This is a genomic window from Syntrophomonas wolfei subsp. methylbutyratica (genome assembly GCF_001570625.1).
GTDB classification, from domain to species: domain Bacteria; phylum Bacillota; class Syntrophomonadia; order Syntrophomonadales; family Syntrophomonadaceae; genus Syntrophomonas; species Syntrophomonas methylbutyratica.
In genome coordinates, this window is the sequence record NZ_BBQT01000056.1 from 1 (window position 1) to 1,051 (window position 1,051).

A 1,051-nucleotide genomic window follows, 5' to 3' on the forward strand; every position below is an offset into this window, starting at 1 on the left:
TGACCTTTGCGAGAGAACTTTCTCATTTTGCTTTGCGAAATAATTTGCATTATCTCTTTAAAGCGGCAATGAAATTGTTCCTACTTTCTTTCCCTCTATGCAGTTTCCAAAGAACTTTGGAGACACGACCCAGTGAATCATGCCCGACTGGGCGCTGATGTACTGCGCTGTGTCCCACGCGTGGGTTTCCAGCGAATCAAGCCGTAAGGCCTAGATGAACTGTTGAAACCTACCGCGAAGGTTAATATGGTGGAGATGAGGAGACTCGAACTCCTGACCCCCTGCTTGCAAGGCAGGTGCTCTCCCAACTGAGCTACACCCCCCGAATTGTTTTCTATTATTCCCCATAAATAAATTCACGGGGTATTATAGCATTGGTTTTTGACGGCTTAGCTACGATTAAATGATGAAATCGGCCCCGCCGATTTCATTTCTCGCCTGTCTTGATTACTATTCCCACTTCTAACTTCTTCTAATTTTCCATTTCCAACTTCCCACATCTCACTTCTCAAATGGTGGGCCTAGATGGATTTGAACCATCGACCTCACGCTTATCAGGCGTGCGCTCTAACCAACTGAGCTATAGGCCCATGCTTCCCCGTCAGGGGTTAGGTCTAAGGACCAGGGTATTTCCCCTTGTTCCTCACAGCTTACCCCTACGATTTACGATATTTATATAAAACGAACAGTCAAGACCAGAAGGATCGACCGGTAGTTTCGGAAGTCGGAGGTCAGATGGCGGAAGACGGAATTTTGTTGAAATCGGCTCTGCCGATTTCTTCTCCTGCTTCTGCCTTTGCCTCTCTTCTCCTTACTCCTTAGAAAGGAGGTGATCCATCCGCACCTTCCGGTACGGATACCTTGTTACGACTTCACCCCAATTACCAACCCCACCTTGGACGGCTCTCTCTCTTGCGAGTTGAGTCACCGGCTTCGGGTGTTGCCGACTTTCGTGGTGTGACGGGCGGTGTGTACAAGGCCCGGGAACGCATTCACCGCGACGTGCTGATTCGCGATTACTAGCGATTCCGACTTCATGCAGTCGAGTTGC

At 49.0% G+C, this 1,051-nt stretch carries 2 tRNA genes and 1 rRNA gene; all 3 read right to left on the reverse strand.

Annotated features, from left to right (window positions below):
• Nucleotides 1-247: 247 nt before the first annotated feature.
• A tRNA-Ala gene (locus AWB54_RS14970) sits at nt 248-323 on the reverse strand.
• A gap of 190 nt (nt 324-513) precedes the next feature.
• A tRNA-Ile gene (locus AWB54_RS14975) sits at nt 514-590 on the reverse strand.
• Between the two features lie 232 nt (nt 591-822).
• Nucleotides 823-1,051: ribosomal RNA gene (locus AWB54_RS14980) — 16S ribosomal RNA — on the reverse strand; the annotation flags it as partial.